14 protein-coding genes are annotated in these 13,916 nt (G+C 39.6%); 7 read left to right on the top strand and 7 right to left on the bottom strand.

Annotated features, from left to right (window positions below; genetic code table 11):
• The first annotated feature begins 200 nt into the window (after positions 1 to 200).
• The 5 genes from AL038_RS06400 to adk all read left to right on the top strand — a co-directional run bounded on the left by AL038_RS06400 (position 201) and on the right by adk (position 4,122).
• Positions 201 to 872, top strand: coding sequence for a TetR/AcrR family transcriptional regulator (locus AL038_RS06400; protein WP_062150626.1), 672 nt, complete (start codon positions 201 to 203; stop codon positions 870 to 872).
• A 26-nt stretch (positions 873 to 898) separates the two neighbouring features.
• On the top strand, positions 899 to 1,432 hold the full coding sequence (locus tag AL038_RS06395) for a carboxymuconolactone decarboxylase family protein (RefSeq protein ID WP_062150622.1): 534 nt from the start codon (positions 899 to 901) through the stop codon (positions 1,430 to 1,432).
• A gap of 241 nt (positions 1,433 to 1,673) precedes the next feature.
• Positions 1,674 to 2,453 (top strand): SAM hydrolase/SAM-dependent halogenase family protein, encoded by a 780-nt coding sequence (locus AL038_RS06390; protein ID WP_062150619.1) that lies wholly within the window; start codon positions 1,674 to 1,676, stop codon positions 2,451 to 2,453.
• A 17-nt stretch (positions 2,454 to 2,470) separates the two neighbouring features.
• Positions 2,471 to 3,166, top strand: a complete 696-nt coding sequence (locus tag AL038_RS06385) for a VC0807 family protein (RefSeq protein WP_062150617.1) — start codon at positions 2,471 to 2,473, stop codon at positions 3,164 to 3,166.
• A 302-nt stretch (positions 3,167 to 3,468) separates the two neighbouring features.
• Positions 3,469 to 4,122 (top strand): adenylate kinase, encoded by a 654-nt coding sequence (gene adk, locus AL038_RS06380; protein WP_062150612.1) that lies wholly within the window; start codon positions 3,469 to 3,471, stop codon positions 4,120 to 4,122.
• Positions 4,123 to 4,195: 73 nt separating this feature from the next.
• Here the strand turns inward: adk and AL038_RS06375 are convergent, their stop codons facing one another.
• Positions 4,196 to 5,398 (bottom strand): ATP-binding response regulator, encoded by a 1,203-nt coding sequence (locus tag AL038_RS06375; RefSeq protein WP_062150610.1) that lies wholly within the window; start codon positions 5,396 to 5,398, stop codon positions 4,196 to 4,198.
• A gap of 330 nt (positions 5,399 to 5,728) precedes the next feature.
• Between AL038_RS06375 and AL038_RS06370 the strand changes: the two genes are divergently transcribed.
• A complete protein-coding gene (locus tag AL038_RS06370; protein WP_062150608.1) occupies positions 5,729 to 6,220 on the top strand; it encodes a GNAT family N-acetyltransferase in 492 nt (163 codons plus the stop codon).
• A 94-nt stretch (positions 6,221 to 6,314) separates the two neighbouring features.
• On the opposite strand, the gene AL038_RS06365 is transcribed toward AL038_RS06370, so the two are convergent.
• Together AL038_RS06365 and AL038_RS06360 are read right to left on the bottom strand one after the other, a co-directional pair.
• On the bottom strand, positions 6,315 to 7,814 hold the full coding sequence (locus AL038_RS06365) for an aldehyde dehydrogenase (protein WP_062150605.1): 1,500 nt from the start codon (positions 7,812 to 7,814) through the stop codon (positions 6,315 to 6,317).
• Positions 7,815 to 7,837: 23 nt separating this feature from the next.
• Positions 7,838 to 9,025: a class I SAM-dependent methyltransferase gene (locus tag AL038_RS06360; protein ID WP_062150602.1), complete on the bottom strand. Its 1,188-nt coding sequence runs from the start codon at positions 9,023 to 9,025 to the stop codon at positions 7,838 to 7,840.
• A 308-nt stretch (positions 9,026 to 9,333) separates the two neighbouring features.
• On the opposite strand from AL038_RS06360, the gene AL038_RS06355 reads away from it, so the two are divergent.
• Complete coding sequence (locus AL038_RS06355; RefSeq protein ID WP_066246103.1) at positions 9,334 to 9,807, top strand: FxsA family protein; 474 nt, start codon at positions 9,334 to 9,336, stop codon at positions 9,805 to 9,807.
• Positions 9,808 to 9,912: 105 nt separating this feature from the next.
• Here AL038_RS06355 and AL038_RS06350 read toward each other — a convergent pair whose 3' ends face one another.
• The 4 genes from AL038_RS06350 to AL038_RS06335 form a co-directional block, all read right to left on the bottom strand.
• On the bottom strand, positions 9,913 to 10,443 hold the full coding sequence (locus tag AL038_RS06350) for a protein-tyrosine phosphatase family protein (RefSeq protein WP_062150599.1): 531 nt from the start codon (positions 10,441 to 10,443) through the stop codon (positions 9,913 to 9,915).
• A 175-nt stretch (positions 10,444 to 10,618) separates the two neighbouring features.
• Positions 10,619 to 12,511 (bottom strand): ATP-binding cassette domain-containing protein, encoded by a 1,893-nt coding sequence (locus AL038_RS06345; RefSeq protein ID WP_062150596.1) that lies wholly within the window; start codon positions 12,509 to 12,511, stop codon positions 10,619 to 10,621.
• Positions 12,512 to 12,580: 69 nt separating this feature from the next.
• Positions 12,581 to 12,925 (bottom strand): hypothetical protein, encoded by a 345-nt coding sequence (locus tag AL038_RS06340; protein ID WP_062150594.1) that lies wholly within the window; start codon positions 12,923 to 12,925, stop codon positions 12,581 to 12,583.
• 173 nt (positions 12,926 to 13,098) lie between these two features.
• Entirely contained in the window at positions 13,099 to 13,914 is an 816-nt protein-coding gene (locus tag AL038_RS06335) for a CbbQ/NirQ/NorQ/GpvN family protein (RefSeq protein WP_062150592.1), read from the bottom strand.
• Positions 13,915 to 13,916 lie beyond the last annotated feature (2 nt).

The following is a 13,916-nucleotide window of genomic DNA, read 5'->3' as shown; positions in this document are numbered from 1 at the left end:
GTTTTAAATCAGCTAATTAATGTATAAATAAAGCATTTTATAAGAAACAATCCCTACGTAAAAACCGAAGTCATGTTACGTATCCACCCGAATTTTTTCGTTGCTATTCCCCGCTTACACTATTTAACAAGAGAAAAAAATAATTCCTCGCACAGTTGAATAACACATCATACTTAACATGATTAACGGGTGGTCACATTATGAAAACCAAGCAACCTGATATTACACGGACTAAAATCCTGACTGCGGCATTTCAAGAAATTCATCGTTGTGGATTTCAGGCGGCCAGTATTAATAATATCCTTGCGGACACAGGCCTAACAAAAGGGGCGTTGTACCACCATTTCCCAAATAAGCACGCATTAGGATTGGCTGTTATCGATGAGGTCATTCGTGAACAACTGGAAAATGATATTTGTCTGCCATTGGAAAATAGCAATAATGCCATAGATACATTACTGCAAGTTTTACAACAGCTCATTATAAAGTTTGATGAGGAACAGACAAAATTAGGCTGTCCTTTTAACAATTTAATGCAAGAAATGAGTCCGTTAGATGAAACTTTTCGCATTCATTTAACGTCGATTCTGATGCGTTTACAGCGCGTGATAGCAACCAGTTTGAGCAGTGCAAAACAATGTGGGCAATTAAAACACGATGTTAATCCTGATGCGATTGCAATGTTTGTCGTTGCCACCTATACAGGTTGTGTAGGAACAGCAAAAAGTTTACAGTCAGTAAAAACCTTTCAAACCTCCATTCAACAACTGATGGAGTATGTGCGCAGTTTAAAATGTTCTGTCCAAACTGAGCATTTATATGGGCAGATTTTTAATTATCCTTCACGAGTCCCTGTCCCTTTACATTTATGATAAAGGGCATTTAGCGAGGAGTTGTTATGCCACTTGTTAGCATCGTATCCCCAGAAGAAGCAACTGGTAAAACCGCCGAGATTTATGCGGATATTCAAAAAGTATTGGGACGTGTGCCGAATGCGTTGCAGATGTGGAGCGCAAGCCCTACGATGCTGGAGCTGGCTTGGGCAGAAACCGGTTATTTTATGCGTCATCCACGCTTAAGCCCGCAATTATTAACCGTCGTAAGAATGTTAGTTTCTCAAGAAAATGAATGTGCTTATTGCATTGGTTTTAATGCAGGTTTATTAATTGGCGTGTATGGCTTCACCCCTGAACAAGTGGCAATGACAAAAAAAGCCCCTTCTCAAGCACCACTGGATGAGAAAGATAAAGCCTTATTATTGTTTATTCTTAAGGCAGTCAAAACGCCTTTACAAGTTGTTGCTGATGATGTGCAAAAATTGCAGGAATTGGGCTGGTCAGAAATGGATATTTTTGAAGCCGTGACGCATGGCTCAAGAAATGTTGCTGCTGATTTGATATTTAACACATTTAAACTAGAAAACGACTTCTAAACCGATAGTTAAGGACTGACAGGTTTTTCAGACTGTCAGTCCTTCATTTTTTGGTAACGCCAACGTAACTATTGAGTTTCTCACAAAAAACAACGGATAACATCGTTTAAAGTGATAGTATCAGTTAAAACCTGTCTGACACTGATTCAACCAGACTTTGTTCATAAAAAGATGGATAACACCGCTTGAAACAGCAATATCCATTCTACTGCACTCAACACACGAGGATAATTATCACGCAATGCTTAACCCATTAATTACGCTAATTACTGATTTTGGTACGCAAGACGGTTATGTTGGCGCGATGAAGGGCTATTTATTACAAGCCTGTCCAACTGTCCGTTTAGTCGATATTAGCCATGATATTGAACCACAAAATATTTATCAGGCAGCATGGTGTTTGACACGTAGCGCGCCCCATTTCCCACCCGAAACAATCCATATTATTGTTGTTGACCCCAGTGTTGGTTCAAGTCGTCCACCACTGTTATTAAGAGCATTAAATCAATGGTTTGTTGCACCCGATAACGGCATTTTCACCGAATTAGTTAACCGTTACCCCCCTGAAACGATTTACCAACTACACCGTAAAACGGCATGGTGGCAAGCACACCGCAGTTTTGATGGACTGGCATTATTTGCACCAGCCGCTGCCTGTTTAGCGAATGGCGTTACCTTAGACAAATTAGGTATTAAAACACATGCGATTACAGAACTACTCAAAAGCCGACCACAACGTGTTGCCCATCAATTATTAGGCAAAATCATCTTATTTGACCGTTTTGGCAACGCGCTAACCAATATCAGCGCGGAAGATTTAGCAAGCTTGCCCGCAGGTACGCGCCAAGTCAGTTGTCAAGAACAACTATTTCCACTTCTAAACCACTACGCAGAAGGGGAAAATACACAGTTATTAGCCCTGATTAACAGTGATGGTATGTTAGAATTATCTGTTTATTGCCAATCAGCACAACAGCAGTGCCATTTGCACACAGGTGATTCCGTCACAGTTCAATATTAAGTAAGTGGTTAAAAAAAATGACAACACAAAATCCCGAAAGAGAAAATGTTTTTGTTAGTTTGCTCATTAATATCGTCATTCCATCCGTTATTTTAATGAAATTCACCAGTGACGCTTATTTAGGTACGGTCTATGGTTTATTGGTTGCTTTGACTTTTCCGTTAATTTACGGTTTATGGGACTTAGTAATCCATAAAAAGTTTAATATTGTCTCAATCTTAGGTTTAGTTAGTATCTTACTAACGGGTGGAATTGGTTTATTAGAACTAGACCCCGAATGGATTGCTATTAAAGAAGCCAGTATTCCATTGATGATTGGGCTTGCAGTGCTGATTTCTTTAAAAACGCCTTATCCACTTGTTAAAACCTTTATTTATAATGAAAAAATCATTAACGTAGAAAAAGTCGAACAAGCACTACAACAACAAGGAACACAAGCTATTTTTGAAAAACGGCTGGTTTACTCAACTTACTTTGTTGCAAGCTCCTTTTTATTGTCCGCCATTTTAAATTATGGCTTAGCAAAAATGGTAGTGACCAGTCCGTCTGGAACTGTTGCGTTTAATGAAGAGTTAGGCAAGATGATGGCATTAAGCTATCCTGTGATTGCCATCCCTTCTATGGTGGTTTTAATGTTCGCGCTATGGTTTTTAGTCAGTGGGATTAAAAAATTAACTCATCTTCCTTGGGAAGACATTTTTCAAATGAAATAATTATTTTAAGGTGATTTCTGATTTTTTAGCTAAACATTGCAAATAAAAATCGTTTTTTGCCTATCTGTATCATGTTACTATTACATTTTTTGTACCACCACCATTTAAATATTAGCAATCTGGCCTAGAACATGTCCTCAATTAAAACCCTACGTACCCAGATTTACCAAAGGGAATTTTAAAAACACTAAAAATAAGTGTTTAATGCCTCCCAAATGGGGTTAGGACTTATGTTTTTATACAATGGGTTCAATTAATTGATGACACGTCCTACGTATTAATCGAGAACCGAGGAGTTAAAAATGCGTTTAATCCTGTTGGGACCCCCTGGCGCAGGTAAAGGCACGCAAGCCAACTACATCAAAGAAAAATATGGCATCCCGCAAATTTCAACAGGCGATATGTTACGCGCTGCGGTTAAAGCAGGTACGCCATTAGGATTGGCAGCAAAGAAAATCATGGACGAAGGCGGATTAGTTTCTGACGATATTATCATCGGTCTCGTGCGTGACCGTTTAGCAGAAGCTGACTGTGCAAATGGGTTTCTGTTTGATGGTTTTCCACGCACGATTCCACAAGCAGACGCAATGAAAGCAGCGGGAATTAAATTAGATTACGTTGTAGAAATTGCCGTGGATGATGAAGAAATTGTAGGTCGCATGAGTGGTCGTCGGGTGCATGTTAATTCAGGACGCACTTATCATGTGATTTTTAATCCGCCTAAAGTTGCAGGTAAAGATGATGTAACAGGGGAAGAGTTGATTCAACGGGAAGATGACAAAGAAGAAACCGTCAGAAAACGGTTAGAAGTTTATCATTCTCAAACAAAGCCTTTAGTTAATTATTATTCAAGTTGGGCGAATGAAGGCGGTAGCAATGCGCCTAAATACGTATGTATTGCAGGGGTTGGTAAAGTAGAAGAAATCCGTGACGCAGTTTTTGCGGCAATGGTATAAATAAAAGAGGGGCGAAATAATTCGCCCCTTCTCCGCATAAAATCCTTTTTTACACAGTAATAAGATTCTAAAACTAATTACTTTTTCTTAATACCGCAGGCAACAACAGTGTAAATATCGTCCCCCTGCCCGCCTCACTTTCTAGCAAAATCGTTCCGCCCATCATTTCAGTAAACCGCTTGGTAATAGCCAGTCCTAAGCCTGTTCCACCATATTTACGTGTTGTAGAAGCATCTGCTTGTGTAAAAGGTTGAAAAAGCTTTTGTTGTTGTTCTGGGGTAATGCCAATGCCTGTATCTTCAACAGTGAATACAAACCATGCCTCGTTAATATCTTGTTTTCGCGTTATTTTAAGTGAAATTGTTCCTTTTTCAGTAAATTTTGCTGCATTACTTAACAAGTTTAAAAGCATTTGTTTTAGCTTGGTTTGATCAGATTTCATCTCGCCCAATTGTTCAACAAATTCATATCTAAAGGTATTTTTATTTTTTTCTACTAAGGGTTTTGCCGTACTGACAACATCTTCTAGTAACTTCTGCAAATCAAAGGTTTCCACATAAATTTCCATGTGTCCCGCTTCAATTTTTGACATATCCAAAATATCATTAATTAATCCAAGTAAATGTTTACCCGATGATTGAATACGGTCTAAATCCTGAGTACACGTATCGTATCCTGCATCAGCCGCTTCCTCTAACAATATTTCGCTATACCCAATAATGGCATTTAAAGGTGTACGCAGTTCGTGACTCATATTTGCGACAAAACGGCTTTTAGCAATATTGGCCGCCTCAGCCGCAGCTTGTGCTTCTTCTGCTAATTCTTTTGCCCTGATTAATTGTTGATTTGCAATGAATAACTCTGAAACATGTCGACGCTCTTGCAAAATGAAATGTCGATAAGACCTGATCCGACTGATTAACAAAGGTGCATCAATCGGTTTGGTTAAATAGTCAGCCGCGCCTAAATCAAAGCCTTTTTGCTTAAACGTTTCCGATTTGTAAGCCGCTGTTAAAAAAACAATGGGAATATGTCGTGTATGCTTACGCGCACGAATAAGTTCCGCTGTTTCAAAACCATCCATTTCTGGCATTTGTATATCTAAAATAATCAAATCGACTTTTTCTTTCAATAAAACACGCAGTGCCTCTACACCCGATTCTGCTTCCAGAATATGAACAGAGGGAATATATTCACCGATTAAATTACGCAGCGTGAACAAATTATTTTTGTTGTCATCAACAATCAGAATGTTGAGAGATTCAGGGGTTGACACAACCTCTCTCCTTGTTATTTGTGCTGCAAGTCCCATAATTCACCCGCTTTATCAATTTGGTTCTTATTTATAGTTATGTAATACATATTGATATATAAATAGTCCTAAAATATTGCAGTTGCACAATTGTTACATCACAACCATCTGTATTCATCAGATTTTTTACCATACTTGTACTTATAAAGTATAGTGTTTTATCCTCTAAACTTAAGCGAAATGTCAGCTAGAAATATAAAAAGAGCTGGTCAAGCTAATGTGTTTTTGTTTAAAACCACATTAAAAAAGCAATATTTATTCCGTATTTTTACACTTAGGGTATTTAATTATTACATGAGTACGATTTCTATTCGAAAAACAGTACAAAAGGACATTAATGCTATTTGGGAGATTATTCATGCTGTTATTCAAACAGCCGATACTTATAGTTTTCCACCCGACATGCCAAAAACAGCATTATTGGATTATTGGTTATCCACTAACGTCTGGACTTATACGGCATTAATAGCTGATGAAGTGGTTGGAACTTATATAATAAAAGCCAACCAGTTGGGGCAAGGGGCGCATGTCGCTAACGCATCTTTTATGGTGCATCCTACAAAACAAGGGCTACATATTGGTAGGACAATGGGGGAACATGCCTTACAAACAGCAAAGCAACTGGGATTTTTAGCAATGCAATTCAATCTTGTCGTTAGCACTAACAGCAGAGCCGTTGTTTTATGGCAAAAATTGGGGTTTAACATTGTAGGACAGTTACCCTGCGTTTTTAAACACCCGCAATTAGGACTCGTTGATGCGTTTGTCATGCACCGATTTTTATAATCCCTTATTGCAGTAGCACGGATACCACCACGTCAAGCGGTGTTATCCGTTGCACATCTTTCTGGTACTTTTTTCATGCCCTTCTATAAAAAATTTATGAATTTCCCAGTTTAATCCAAGTTGTTTTCAACTCTTCATATTTTTCTAGTGCATGTATGGATTTATCGCGTCCGTTGCCTGATTGTTTATAGCCACCAAAGGGAGATGTTAAATCGCCCTCATCATAACAATTTACCCACACAGTGCCTGCACGAATCGCCTTCGCTGTGTTATGCGCCTTGTTAATGTCGCGTGTCCACAAACCTGCGGCCAGTCCATAAATCGTATCGTTTGCAATGTTGATTGCTTCCTCAGCATTTTCAAACGTTAGCACCGATAAAACAGGACCAAAAATTTCTTCTTGGGCAATTTTCATACTTTGTTTAACGCTGTCAAAAATTGTTGGTTCAACAAAATATCCACCCGTTTCAGTTAAAACCTGCTTTCCTCCCATAAACACATTTGCCCCTGCTTCCTTGCCTGCCTCTATATAGCCTAAAACGGATTTTAATTGAATATCATCAACAATTGCACCCATTTTAGTTTCAGGGTCTAAGGGATTGCGTGGGAACATACTTTCCCCAATTTGCTGAATTTTTGCCAACAATTCTTCTTTAATCGAGGCTTCTACTAACAAGCGTGATCCTGCGGAACACATTTCCCCTTGATTATAAAAAATGGCAAATGCCGACGCAGCGGCGGCTTTATCCAAATCAGGACAATCGGCAAAGACGATATTTGGACTTTTACCCCCACATTCTAACCACACACGTTTTAAATTAGATTGTCCTGAATATTGCAGAATCTGTCGTCCTGTGCGGGTTGAACCTGTAAACGCTGCACAATCAACGTCCATGTGTAATGCCAAGGCTTTACCTACTGTATGTCCATAGCCAGATAAGACATTTAAAACCCCTTCAGGTATCCCCGCTTGTACGGCTAATTCAGCAATACGTAGCGCGGTTAACGGTGATTTTTCTGATGGTTTTAAAATCACACTGTTACCCGCTGCCAACGCGGGCGCGATTTTCCATGCCGTCATTAACAAGGGAAAGTTCCAAGGCACAATCGCAGCAACCACACCAACAGGCTCACGTGTCACCATTGCTAAAGAACCTCTTTCGGTTGGCAATAGTTCATCATGACGTTTATCAATCGCTTCCCCATACCACGCAATACAGCGCGCAGCCCCTCTAATATCCACCGCACAACTATCCGAAATTGGCTTGCCAACGTCTAAGGTTTCTAATAATGCCAATTCATCTAAATGTGCTTCAATCAATGCTGCAAATTTAATTAAGGCTTTTTTACGCTGAATAGGTGCAGCTTTTGACCATGTTCCTTTGTTAAATACTTGGCGCGCACTGGCAACCGCAAGGTCAGCATCTTCACTATCACACGCGGCAATTTGTGCTAATACCTGTCCTGTTGCAGGATTAACGGTTGCAAATGTTTTACCTGATAAGGCATTAACATAATTGCCATTAATAAATGACTGTGTAGGCAGTTGCACCTGAGAGGCGAGCTGTTGCCAATCGGCTAAAGTTTTTTGCATCGTTTTCTCCTGTCGTGGCGGATTTATTCGCCTTCATATTGCAATACATAAACATCTTGTGATTGTGCGATTTGAAATAACGTATTGTGTTGTCGGTCATTACCACAAGGAAAATAACCCACTATTTTAAAACCCGAAAATAATTTTTTTACAAATGCAGGGCTGTGATATGCACCATACTGGTTTGCCCCCTCTTCTGTTGGCTGTCCTGTTTTAACAAATCCCGTAGTTTCAAACTCATGAATTTTATCGGGTTGCTGATAAAAGGTATTACGGACATACATCTCACCATGCAAGGTAATCAAAATATGCCCGCCAATGCGTAAAATGCGTTTAAATTCATCAATCCATTGTTTTTGTGTTCCTAATGATAAATGGGTAAAAACGGAGATTAAATATAAACAATCAAATTGACGGTCATGATAGGGTAATGGCGGATGTAATCCATTTAATTGACAATGAATTTCAGTAGGCAAATTTGTCTGCGCCCATTGAATTAACTGTGTATTCAAATCACAACCGTATAATCGAATCGTCGGGGCGATAACATGCCATCCGACCAACAAACGCGCTGAACCACAGCCAAAATCGAGCAAGGTTTGAATTTTTTGAATGGCTACCCCTGATTTTTCCAAATACATCCGCATGTTTAATACGGCGGGAATAATTGTATTTTGATATTCCTCAACCTGAGTATGTCCTTGGGTTAAATAAACTAATTCTCCCGTTGGCATGGCAATTTGTTGGATTTTTTCCTGATAACGGACAAAGTTTGTTTTTTGCAGCACTAAATAGCTAATATCATAAGTAAAAAATGGCGCACTGGTTTTGTCAGTAAAAACGACATCTACTTGAATTTTTTTAGTATTTGTAGGTAAAACAGGTAAGGTAAATGCAAAACCACAAGTTTGGGCAGCGGGAATAGAAGGCACATACGTGGCGATGTCAGGGCGGGGTAAATTGACAGGAAAATGGTTAATTGGCGTATTGCCGATAGAAACAGCTAATTGTGCAATCACTTTTTCCCCAAAATAAAACACCCAGCCTGTAAATAGGTTTTCACCATCCATCGTAAATAACTGATATTTTGGCGATTCTAAACTATAAATCAGGGGTGCGTGTGGTGATGGTGTTGCTGTTTGAATGGGTGCAGAAATGGATTTTTTAGAAAAAATTTGTTTAAAAAACTGTTTGATAGACGCGGGCGACATAGTTTTTATTGAGGCATGATATAAGAAAAAGTTATCTACATTTTAACATAAGGAAAGGTATGATAGTTTTTTGTCAAGTAATGCGTTGCGTTGCTAATTTTATGCAACTATTTAGAAGCACTTAAGAAAAAAAACTTGAACCTGTGTTATTGCGTACCTAGATTAAGGCTTAAAGAAAAGACGGTTTGAATCAGGGTTCTCAGCGTTCATGCGGTTTTCCAGCCATGCTAATCAAATGATTTTCGCGTTTGGGCTGTCCTGTTTAGTATTACCCCCTCATTTATAGGTTACGATAAGAACATTCTAAGATGCTAAAACCACAACATTTATTATTGCTATTTATCATTATTCCCATCGTTGAGATTTATCTTTTGGTTACGGTTGGACAGGTGATTGGCATTCTACCCACTATTTTTTTAGTCATTTCTATGGCTGTGACGGGGGTTTATTTATTGCGTGTGCAAGGGTTGGTGACATTGCGAAAGTTACGCATGACGCTCGCGCAAGGACAAGAACCAACCGAGCCATTACTGGATGGTTTGTTTATTATGTTCGGTGGTATTTTATTGCTAACACCAGGTTTTTTTACTGATTTTATTGCGTTATTTTGTCTTATTCCGCTGACTCGTCGTCTGCTTATTCAGTATTTTGTTCGTCATTTACAAAATACCAGTTATGTCACTGCAAGCTACACCGTTCATACGCAACAAGCCGCAGAAAATCCGCATAAACCTACTGTTATAGAAGGAAATTTTAAGCGAGAAAAAGATAGCGAGATGTAGCAGTATTAATACAGGTAAGAATAAACGTAATAATTGTCTGAATCAGCGCGCGCGAAAAGTAATAACCAACTGATTCAGAAAGTTAAAGAGCGCATTTAAATTTACTCACGCGCCAATTTTCCAATCTAACACCATTTGTTTTTGTTGAACGGTGATTGGCGAGTCCATACGTGCAAAAATAGAGTTTTGTTTACGTTGTTTAATTTCAGCTAAGGCTTCTTCACCTGTCATTCCATGACGCACTAAATAACAGCCTGCAACGGTGCCTGTTCTGCCTAAACCGGCCATACAATGAATGTAAACTTTATGTTTTACCGCAATGGCTGCATCGATACAATCTAAAATATGTTTCATTCTATCCACAACGGGTATATCAAAATCGGTAATGGCAAACCGTTGATGTACCACTTGAATATTTTGCTTTTCTGCTTCTTCCTGCAATAAAAGATGATAGGGTTTTCTTCCATATTCCCCTTCATTTGTCATATTTGCGTAGTACGTCACGCCCATTTTTAATAAGTTACGAACCTTGAGTTTAAGCGGTTCAACATCATCAGCTAAGTAACTGCCTAATAAAACTTTATTAGGGCATAGCCAATAAGCATTATAAATCGGTGCGGGTAAATTTGTGTTCATGATTAATCCTGTCTGTGCAATGTTATTTGTGAGTAGATAAATTGGTAGTATGGGCAGTAAAAAACCTAAGTACTTCCTGAACGTTAGAATAAAGTTTCCCCCATTTGTGGGGGATTAAGGAGGCACTTTTTATTCATCAGCACAAAAAACCAGAATATAGATAATTAATGGCTATTTAATTGTCTAAACTATCTAAGGTTTCCGTAATGGTTAGCCATTCTTCTTCTACTTGTTGTAATTGCGTAATAAGGGTTGCTTGTTGGCGGATATAGTCTTGTACTTTTTGCTTATCGCCATAAATCGCGGGGTCGGCTAATAAGGTTTCTACGGTTGTTTTCTCTGTTGTTAATTTATCCAACTGTTTTTCTATCTGTTTTAACTTATTTTGTAGGGGGCGACGCTGTTCACGTTGTTGCGCTTCTAAGCGTTTTTTTTCTGCCCGTTGTTGTGCATTTTCGCTAGGACTTTTCACATCGCGTTGTTGGCTACGTTCATTTGCGCGGTGGTCTAATAACCATTGACGATAATCATCTAAATCCCCTTCAAAAGGTTTCACTTGCCCTTGTGCGACTAGAATCAAATCATCCGTTGTGCTTCGAATGAGGTGTCTATCATGCGAGACAATCACCAATGCACCGGTATAGTCTTGTAGTGCCATGGTTAATGCGTCTCGCATATCTAAATCAAGATGGTTAGTGGGTTCGTCTAATAATAGTAAATTTGGCTTTTGCCACACTAACAGCGCAAGGGCTAAACGGGCTTTTTCTCCCCCCGAAAATGGTTCGATGGCAGCGACTGCCATATCGCCTAAAAAGCCAAAACCACCGAGAAAATTTCGAATAACTTGTTCAGAAACCAAAGGGTCTAAACGCTGAATGTGTTGTAATGATGATTCTTGTGGGCGTAATTGTTCTAGTTGATGTTGGGCAAAATAACCAATGCGTAAGCCGTCGCCTGTCATGGTTTCCCCGGTTAACACGGATAATTCACCCGCTAGCAGTTTAATAAATGTCGATTTTCCCGCACCATTAGGACCTAATAAGCCTATCCGCGAACCGGGCGAAATGCGCAGAGTCACTTGATTTAGAATAGGTTGCTCGCCATAACCAATGCTGATTTTATCCAGATTTATTAAGGTATGTGGCATTTGTGGCGGGGGGAGGAATTCAAAATGAAAGGGGGAGTCAACATGCGCTGCACCTATCACTTCCATGCGTTCTAAGGCTTTTAAACGGCTTTGTGCTTGTTTGGCTTTACTGGCTTTATACCGAAAACGCTCTACAAAAGAGTGTATATGTGAAATTTCGCGCTGTTGTTTTTGATACGCGGCTTGTTGTAAGGCTAATTTTGCCGCTCGTTGCCGTTCAAATGATTCATAATTCCCTGTATAAAGGGTAATTTGTTGTTGATAAAAATGGGCGATGGTATTGACAACATTATCTAAAAAATCGCGGTCATGCGAAATTAATAGCAATGTTCCTTCATAACGTTTTAACCACTGTTCAAACCATAGCACCGCATCTAAATCTAAATGGTTTGTCGGTTCATCTAGTAACAATAAATCGGAACGACACATTAAGGCTTGGGCTAAATTCAAACGCATTCGCCAACCACCAGAAAAGGCTCTAACGGATTTTTCTTCGTCACTGGTTGCAAAACCTAATCCGCTGAGTAGTTGCGCGGCGCGGGCGCGGGCGGTGTATCCACCAATCGCATCAAACCGAGCATGTAATTCTGCTTCGTGCATACCGTCATGATTTTGCTGGGCAATTACTAAGGCTTGTTCAATAGTTTTTAATTCTGCATCCCCTTCTAATACATAATCAATAGCAGACATATCTAAAGCGGGAGTTTCTTGTGCGACATGGGCAATGCTGACCGTGGGGGGGAAATCTATGTCGCCTTGGTCTGCATGTAATTCTCCTAATAACAAGGCGAATAAACTGGATTTTCCACAGCCATTTGCGCCAACAATCCCGACTTTTTGCCCCCGAAATAGGGTGATATCGACATTGCTCAATAAGGGTTTTGTACCGCGCTGTAGGGATAAATTGCGTAACGTAATCATGTTTTATTATAAGCAGATGGGCAACAAAACGGTTGCCCAAAAAGAAGGGGAAAGTCTGTCAGAGATGGCTTAGGCTTGGCTGTCTTTAAGGTCTTTCGCGTGAATTTTCAAAAATTTTTGCGTTAACGTACTGTAACGTGGTGTTAAGCCTGCGTCCTCATAAATGGGGTCGCCACATTCGTCTTCGCCAATGATTTTAGTCCCTTGAATGTAGGGCATTGCTTCGCCTAACTCATCTAGGACAACGGTTAATAATTCGGTAATAATCTGTTGTTCTGTGCGACCGGGAAACATTTCGGCTAAAGCAGAAAGTCTAGCGGCATCATACAAAGGCAACCGTAATACATATTCCTTTAAGGTCATTGCATCAGCGGCTTGCGCTTCCCATTCTTTTAAAAGCTGAGTAATTTTCATGAAATTATCCTTTTCATTGCAACAGGGAACGGTCTTGTTTATCGAGGTTATTGTGGCTTATTGTCAGTGCAATAGTCAAAAACGTGGGGTTGTTAATTATGGAGAATGATGCCTACAAAAAACCCAGTGAAAAACAGACTATTTACCAGATTTAAGTAGGGTTTTTGATATATTTAAAATAACGCGCTACTTAATTCAACAATGGCTTTTAACATTTCTGTATCATCTGTTAATGCTTGTGCTATCGCGCTACGACAGGCAATCATTGGTTCTATGCCTGCAACAATCAAAATGGCGCAATGCACTAGTAAACGGGTGCTTGCGCCTTCATCCAATCCATTACCTTTTAAATTTCTAGTCATTTGCGCAAATTTTACTAATTTGTCCGCAATTGTTGCAGAAATACCTGTTTCAGCAAGCAGAATTTTCCGCTCTACGTCAGGATTAGGATAGTCAAATTCTAAGGCAACAAACCGTTGTCGAGTGCTTTGTTTTAATTCTTTTAAAACACTTTGATAACCGGGATTATAGGATAGGGCTAAACAAAATTCAGGCGGGCAGGTTAATAGTTCCCCTAATTTATCCATAGGTAACACCCGTCTATCATCGGCTAAGGGATGAATGACTACGGTTGTGTCTTTGCGAGCCTCGACAATTTCGTCTAAATAACAAATTGCACCATGTCTAACCGCACGGGCTAACGCACCATCTACCCATACGGTATTCCCCCCATGAATTAAAAAGCGTCCGACTAAATCCGACGCAGTTAAATCGTCATGACAGGAGACGGTAATTAATGGGCGTTTTAGTCGCCACGCCATATATTCAATAAAGCGGGTTTTACCACAACCTGTTGGCCCTTTTAATAACACTGGTAATTGATGCTGATAGGCAGCCTCGAACAATTCAATTTCTTTACCTATCGGTTCGTAATAGGGTTCTTGTTCGATATAGTATTCTTCAGGTTTAAAAGCGCGTGCTTGCGTCATAA

The organism is Beggiatoa leptomitoformis (assembly GCF_001305575.3).
Classification (GTDB): Bacteria; Pseudomonadota; Gammaproteobacteria; order Beggiatoales; family Beggiatoaceae; genus Beggiatoa; species Beggiatoa leptomitoformis.
This window is presented reverse-complemented; position numbering and strand designations above follow the sequence as displayed.

Coding starts and splice junctions, on each gene's coding strand:
- adk (WP_062150612.1), top strand. CDS start 3,469: ATGCGTTTAATCCTGTTGGGACCCCCTGGCGCAGGTAAAGGCACGCAA.
- AL038_RS06395 (WP_062150622.1), top strand. CDS start 899: ATGCCACTTGTTAGCATCGTATCCCCAGAAGAAGCAACTGGTAAAACC.
- AL038_RS06365 (WP_062150605.1), bottom strand. CDS start 7,814: ATGCAAAAAACTTTAGCCGATTGGCAACAGCTCGCCTCTCAGGTGCAA.
- AL038_RS06340 (WP_062150594.1), bottom strand. CDS start 12,925: ATGAAAATTACTCAGCTTTTAAAAGAATGGGAAGCGCAAGCCGCTGAT.
- AL038_RS06335 (WP_062150592.1), bottom strand. CDS start 13,914: ATGACGCAAGCACGCGCTTTTAAACCTGAAGAATACTATATCGAACAA.
- AL038_RS06345 (WP_062150596.1), bottom strand. CDS start 12,511: ATGATTACGTTACGCAATTTATCCCTACAGCGCGGTACAAAACCCTTA.
- AL038_RS06350 (WP_062150599.1), bottom strand. CDS start 10,443: ATGAACACAAATTTACCCGCACCGATTTATAATGCTTATTGGCTATGC.
- AL038_RS06370 (WP_062150608.1), top strand. CDS start 5,729: ATGAGTACGATTTCTATTCGAAAAACAGTACAAAAGGACATTAATGCT.
- AL038_RS06390 (WP_062150619.1), top strand. CDS start 1,674: ATGCTTAACCCATTAATTACGCTAATTACTGATTTTGGTACGCAAGAC.
- AL038_RS06355 (WP_066246103.1), top strand. CDS start 9,334: ATGCTAAAACCACAACATTTATTATTGCTATTTATCATTATTCCCATC.
- AL038_RS06400 (WP_062150626.1), top strand. CDS start 201: ATGAAAACCAAGCAACCTGATATTACACGGACTAAAATCCTGACTGCG.
- AL038_RS06385 (WP_062150617.1), top strand. CDS start 2,471: ATGACAACACAAAATCCCGAAAGAGAAAATGTTTTTGTTAGTTTGCTC.
- AL038_RS06360 (WP_062150602.1), bottom strand. CDS start 9,025: ATGTCGCCCGCGTCTATCAAACAGTTTTTTAAACAAATTTTTTCTAAA.